The organism is Nonomuraea sp. NPDC049152 (assembly GCF_040648355.1).
GTDB lineage: Bacteria > Actinomycetota > Actinomycetes > Streptosporangiales > Streptosporangiaceae > Nonomuraea.
The window spans coordinates 1-5,700 of the sequence record NZ_JBEZDO010000075.1 but is presented as its reverse complement, the minus strand read 5'-3'; the positions used below and the strand labels follow the sequence as shown (position 1 = coordinate 5,700).

Annotated in this window: 5 protein-coding genes and 2 pseudogenes; 6 read left to right on the top strand and 1 reads right to left on the bottom strand. The window is 69.9% G+C overall.

Annotated features, from left to right (window positions below):
* The 4 genes and pseudogenes from AB0B45_RS51170 to AB0B45_RS51155 form a co-directional block, all read left to right on the top strand.
* A pseudogene (locus tag AB0B45_RS51170) lies at nucleotides 1-201 on the top strand (hypothetical protein); the annotation flags it as partial.
* A gap of 140 nt (nucleotides 202-341) precedes the next feature.
* Nucleotides 342-584, top strand: coding sequence for a hypothetical protein (locus AB0B45_RS51165; protein WP_358146291.1), 243 nt, complete (start codon nucleotides 342-344; stop codon nucleotides 582-584).
* Nucleotides 585-608: 24 nt separating this feature from the next.
* Nucleotides 609-1,877: a serine hydrolase domain-containing protein gene (locus tag AB0B45_RS51160; protein WP_358146289.1), complete on the top strand. Its 1,269-nt coding sequence runs from the start codon at nucleotides 609-611 to the stop codon at nucleotides 1,875-1,877.
* Nucleotides 1,878-3,018: 1,141 nt separating this feature from the next.
* A pseudogene (locus AB0B45_RS51155) lies at nucleotides 3,019-3,210 on the top strand (hypothetical protein); the annotation flags it as partial.
* On the opposite strand, the gene AB0B45_RS51150 reads toward AB0B45_RS51155, so the two are convergent.
* Nucleotides 3,140-3,628 (bottom strand): SRPBCC family protein, encoded by a 489-nt coding sequence (locus AB0B45_RS51150; RefSeq protein WP_358146287.1) that lies wholly within the window; start codon nucleotides 3,626-3,628, stop codon nucleotides 3,140-3,142. The pseudogene AB0B45_RS51155 and the gene AB0B45_RS51150 overlap by 71 nt on opposite strands.
* 48 nt (nucleotides 3,629-3,676) lie before the next feature.
* Between AB0B45_RS51150 and AB0B45_RS51145 the strand changes: the two genes are divergently transcribed.
* On the top strand, nucleotides 3,677-4,267 hold the full coding sequence (locus AB0B45_RS51145; protein WP_358146285.1) for a TetR/AcrR family transcriptional regulator: 591 nt from the start codon (nucleotides 3,677-3,679) through the stop codon (nucleotides 4,265-4,267).
* Nucleotides 4,264-5,610: an FAD-dependent oxidoreductase gene (locus AB0B45_RS51140; protein ID WP_358146283.1), complete on the top strand. Its 1,347-nt coding sequence runs from the start codon at nucleotides 4,264-4,266 to the stop codon at nucleotides 5,608-5,610. The genes AB0B45_RS51145 and AB0B45_RS51140 overlap by 4 nt, the downstream gene beginning before the upstream one ends.
* Nucleotides 5,611-5,700 lie beyond the last annotated feature (90 nt).

Genomic DNA, 5,700 nt, shown 5'->3' with positions numbered 1-5,700 from the left:
GCCGAACTCGCCGACCAGGTGCTGCCGGCCCTGACGGCAGCCATGAGCCTGCTGAAGAAGCAGGCCCCGGCAGAGGCCGACAACTTCCGCGGCACCGTCATCGTCGCCATCGAAGCGGCCGCCGGGACCCACCAGGGCGAGCCCAGCCCCACCATGGCCGAGATGGCCCGCAAGATCACGGCAGCCCTCGACGCCGCTTGATGGATGTCGACCTGCGCAGCCGTAGCTGGTCCGGAGTCCTGTCCGGGCCCCGGTGACACGGCGGCGTGCCGGGTCAGGGACGGGCTGAGCCTCGCCAGGACGGCCAAGCCGGCACGCTCACCTGGCCGACGCCCGCCGGCATGACCGACCAGGCCCACCCGGGCCACACGCTGCGGCTGGTCACCCAGCTCATCGCTGCCGATGAGGATGTCGAGCTGCTCATCGTGCCCGGGGCCGAGCACCAATTCATCGACTGTCCGCTTTACGTCCGCAAGCGCACATGGGACTTCCTGGTAGGCGAGCTGATGGGCCCGCAGCCGCCTGCCTACTACCCGGCCCCATCCCCCATCGACCCCGAATCGCTCGGCGAGCTCTTCGCCTGAGCGCGACACCAGAGACGAGGAACAATGGAAACCCAATCCCCACCAGCGATCACGGCGACCAGGCTGCGCGGCAAGGTCTTGCGGCGAGTGGCGGTCACGGCGCTGGCGGCCGCGCTGCTGGCCGGGGCGGCTGCACCCGGGGTGGCCGCAGCGGACAGCGGGGCCGTGTCGAAGGCCGCTGCCGGGCAGGATCGCCCGGAGTTGCAGAAGGCCATGCAGGCGTTCGTCGATGCCGGTTTCGCCGGGGTGCAGCTGCGCGTGAACGATCAGCGGGGCGAGTGGGTCGGCAGCGCCGGGGTGCGCAAGCTGGGCCAGGCCGCCAAGCCGCCGACGAACGGGCGGTTCTGGACGGGCAGCGTCATCAAGCCCTTTACCGCGACCCTAGTGCTGCAGCTGGTGGCCGAGGGCAAGATCGGGCTGGACGCCTCGGTGGCCGGCTACCTGCCCGAGCTCGGGCTGGACCGGCGGATCACGGTGCGGATGATGCTGCAGCACACCAGCGGGTTGTTCAACTACACCGGCGAGTACTACGACAACGGGAGGTTCGAGCCGGGGATCCCCGCCACCGGCAACCAGTGGCTGGACAACCGCTTCCGCAGCTACCGGCCGCAGGAGCTGGTACGGCTGGCGTTGTCCAAGCCGGCGCGGTTCGAGCCGGGGACGGACCAGAACTACTCCAACACCAACTACACGCTGGCCCTGCTGCTGATCGAGAAGGTCACCGGCCGCTCCTACGCCGAGGAGATGCAGCGGCGGATCCTGCGGCCGCTCGGGATGTCGGGCACCGTGGTGCCGGGCAACCGGACGCAGCTGCCCGGGCCGCACGCCCACGGCTACTACCGCTACCAGGACGCCGGCCAGTGGAAGACGGTCGACGTCTCCCGCCAGAACCTCTCGCTGCTGGCCGGCGCCGGTGACCTGATCTCGACCACCCAGGATCTCCACACGTTCTTCTCCGCGCTGAACGGCGGCAAGCTCCTGCCGGCCACGCTGCTGGCCGAGATGCGTGAGCCGCACCCGAAGATGGGCTACGGCCTCGGGCTGTTCGTGCAGGACCTGGGCTCGAACTGCGGCACCGTCTACCAGCACAACGGCAGCCCCCCGCACGGCTACGGGGCGCTGATGTACAGCTCGCCCGACGGCAGTACGACCATGACCGGCTCGGTGACCTGGGTGGACGAGGCCACCAGGGGCCCGGCAAAGGATTTCCAGAAGCTGCTGGACGGGCTCGTCAAGGAGGTGTTCTGCGGCGGGCAGACCGGGTCGGCTGACGAGGCCAAGCCGACTCAGTAGACGGGGCCGGGCACCCCGGACCCGTACGCCGTGCGAGTGGACTCCTTCCGGTCGTGCACCAGGGAGAGCGCGAACCGTGCCACGCCGAGCTCGCTGAGCTCGGCGTGGCCGGTCCACAGGCGCGGACGCCGGGCCGAGCAGGTTGAGGAACGTCCCGATAGGCAACCAAGCGAATACGGTGTAAGCCGCAGGACGGCGAGCGATCCGATCAGCTCACGGGCTGGGCCAGCGCCGCGGCGGCCGATCTGCGTGACAGGGCTGTTGTCATGGGTGCGCCCGCAGTTCGCGTCGAAGGGGCCAGGGGTTCGAATCCCCTCAGCTCCACCCAGGTCAAAGGCCGTCTCTGGCTCGCAGAGACGGCCTTTTTGATCTTCCGAGTGACTAACTGAGTGACTATCGCTCACCGTGGCCAGCGCTCGGCCACAATCATCACCGCGGCGGTGATCAGGCACGCCAACACCAACGTTGATAGCAGCACAACGAAGGTCACTGCGTTGTTTGGGCCTGGCGCTTCAGCGAGAACCGCGCAGCCTCCCAGAATTAAGCCATCCGACGATCAGGGGCATCAGCTAGAGGCTGCGGTAACGCTGCATGGACAGTCCTTTGGGGCAAGCGTGGATGAGGGCTAGATCGTCTTACTTCGTCAGATCCTCCCGCGAGGATGAGTCCCTCGGGAAGATCCGGTCCATAGCCGCAGCCCCCTCCAGAAGCACCGGACGGAGCTGCTTGCGGTACACGGTCTCAGTGACCGTCGTGTTGCTGTGGCCCACCAGTCGGGAGATGTTCTCCAGGGGGACGCTCGAGTCCGAGAGCAGCGAGACGAACTGTGCCGCGTCACCCGAGGGGTCCACTCCTTCTGGTCCAGCCCTGCCTTCTTGAGGATCGCGCGGTAGGAGCGCCTGACGTTATGTGCGTCGAGCGGCGTGCCCACCCCGGAGGCGAAGACCAGGTTGTGATCATTCCACCTGTCTCCGGCGTCGGTGCGCATCTCCTCCTGGCGTGCGCTCAACGGTTGACGTCTCCCGACATCGAGTGCCGCGGACGCCGCCGGTGACGCCGCCTCTTTGGCGGCCCGTGCCGCTCTGCAGATCCACGGCGCGGTCGGCTAGCTACACCGACGAGCTCGACCTGCGCTTCTGGTGTCGCCTTCTTCGGGCCGGTCCTCGTATCTCTCGGGGAGGCGGCCGGCCGCCTCTGGGACGCCACCCTGCTGGTCGCGGCCACCCCGGGCGCAAGGGCAAGCCCCACGCCGAACTCGCCCCCTAGCGCTTGGCTCCGTGTGTGCGCCGCAGCAGGCGAACCCACGGCGACCAGCGTGCGGGCGGGCCGCTGAGCCGCCCGGTGGCGGCGCGTTCGGCGTTGTCGAGCAGGTCGCGCATCAGCGCTTCGTGCAGCCAGCGGACCATCGTCGGCCACAAGATTCGCATCCGACCCCTGGTGGCGCTGTCGATGGTGTGGGTCAAGCGGCACCTGTCGGGTCCTTCGGGGGTGATGGTCAGCTCGTGATGGCCGTCGAGACCGCTGTGTGGCTCGAAGGCGAACAGGATGCGGCGGCCCGGCTTGTACTCGGTGAGGTGGTAGCGGATCGGGCCGTGACCGCCGCGCGAGCCGGGGACGAGGCCTCGGTCGAGGACGAGGGGCGGCCAGGCCGCGGCCGGCCAGACGCTCTCGTCGGGGCTGGTCACCCGGTCGATGATGGCCCCAACCTCGGCCGCGGAGGCATGGATCACTCGGTGCTGGACGTTCAGCATGTCCTTTGCCCTTCATACGGTGGCGTATTGATACGGTAGCGTATGCTCATGGCTGTGAAACGTGCTCGGCTATCGGCCGATGACTGGATCGCGGTGGCGACCAAGGCGCTGGGTGAAGGCGGCCTGTCCGCGGTGGCGGTGGAGCCGCTCGCCGTACGGCTGGGCGCGACGAAGGGCAGCTTCTACGCGCACTTTCCCCACCGCGAGGCGCTGCTGACAGCCGTGCTCAGGGAGTGGGAGCTGCGAGCGACCGAGGCGAAGCTGTTCGCGCTCGACGTCGAGCCCGACCCCGTCACCCGGCTGAGGACCCTGCTCGTCCACGCCGCCGAAGGCGCCGGCCACGACCAGGTGGAGATCAGCCTGTGGGCGGTGGCCGACCATCCGCTGGTGTCGCCGGTGCTGCGGCGGGTGATGCAGCGCCGGATCGCGTACCTGACCGGGTTGTTCGAGCAGCTCGGATTCGGCAACAGCGAGGCGATCCAGCGGGCGACCCTGTGCTACACCGCCTATCTCGGACACTGCGAGTTCGTGGCTCGGCTGCCGGAAACGCTGCCGATCGTCCGAGCCGGCGGCCTGACCGGCTACATCGAGTCGGTGCTGCGGCTGCTGCTGCAGGACCGTCCGGAGGCGCGATCATGACTCGCGGACAGGGCGCCGACGTGCTCGTCGTCGGGGCAGGGCTGGCCGGGTTGGCCGCCGCCTACGATCTGGCCGGGGCGGGCCTGAACGTCACCGTCCTGGAGGCCGGCGCGGCTCCCGGCGGCCGGATGTCCTCCCACGCCATGGCCGGGATGACGATGGAGCGCGGCGCCCAGTTCCTGAGCACCGGCTACCGTACCGTGCCCGCGCTGATCAGGGACCTCGGGCTGACCAGCCGGTTATGCCGCACCAGCTCCCGCACCCTCGTGGTGGACGGCCACGGCACCTACACGATGGACGCCCGCAACCCGCTCACCCTGTTCACCGCCGGAGTGCTCCCCGTCCGGCAGGCGACGGCAGCGCTGGCGAGCCTGCGCCAGGCGCGTGAACTGGCCAGCAGGCTGCCCCCTGACGATCTGGCCGCCTGGGCCGAGTTCGACGCCATCGGCGCGGACCAGTGGGCGGCGGACCACCTGCCGGCCGGGCTGGTCGACCGCGTGCTCGTGCCGGCCGTCCACGGCTTCTACTTCCAGACGATGGCCCAGAACTCAGCCGTGCTCGCAGCCGCGCTTACGAGCATGTACGGGCGCGGCGGGTCGGTGGTAAGCCTGCGCGGCGGCCTCGGCGCCCTGACCGCCGCTCTGGCCGAGCGGGTGCCCGTCACCTACCGCACCCCGGTCAGCGAGGTCCGCGCCGACGATGACCAGGTGGTGGTGAGTACGCCGGCCGGGCAGCTGCCGGCTCCCGTGGTGATCATCACCGCCGGCGCCGCGGCCACCGCGGCGATGCTGCCGGCTGTGGAGCCGGTGGAGGCCCAGCTCCTGGCCACCGAGTACAGCCCCGGACTCCTCATCGGATATGCCCTGGACAGTCCGCTGCGTCGATCCGAGCTCGGTGGCGCCTACGGAGTGCTATTCCCTCCCGAGTCGTCCGGGCTGGCCGCGCTGGCGGTGGCCTCGCGCACCGGGACACCGGCGCCGCGGACCGCCGGTCGCGACCTTGTGACGGGGATGCTCGCGCCCGACCTTGCCGCCAGGCTTCGCGATGCGCACGACGACGAGGTCGCCGCCGCGGGGCTACGACTGCTGGGCGAGCACCTGCCCGGCATCCAGCAGCGGGTGATCGGCACCCATGTGGTGCGCTGGGACCAGGCCATGCCGACGACGCAGGCCGGGCGCGCCGCGCTCGTCCGTCGCTACCGCACGGAGCTTCCGGCGCACTCGCGCATCGTGCTCGCCGGCGACTACCTCGGATTCCCGTGGACCGACTCGGCCGCCTACAACGGCCGGTGGGCCGCGGCCCACGTCCGCGACGCCTCCGGCGCTCTCGGGTTACGGCACTAGGGCGCGTATCGAGTCGTGATCAAGTGGTGGTCCGGGTGAGGTGCTTGACCCAGATCATTGAGGCGCGCAGATGGAGGCCGGCGAGGTAGC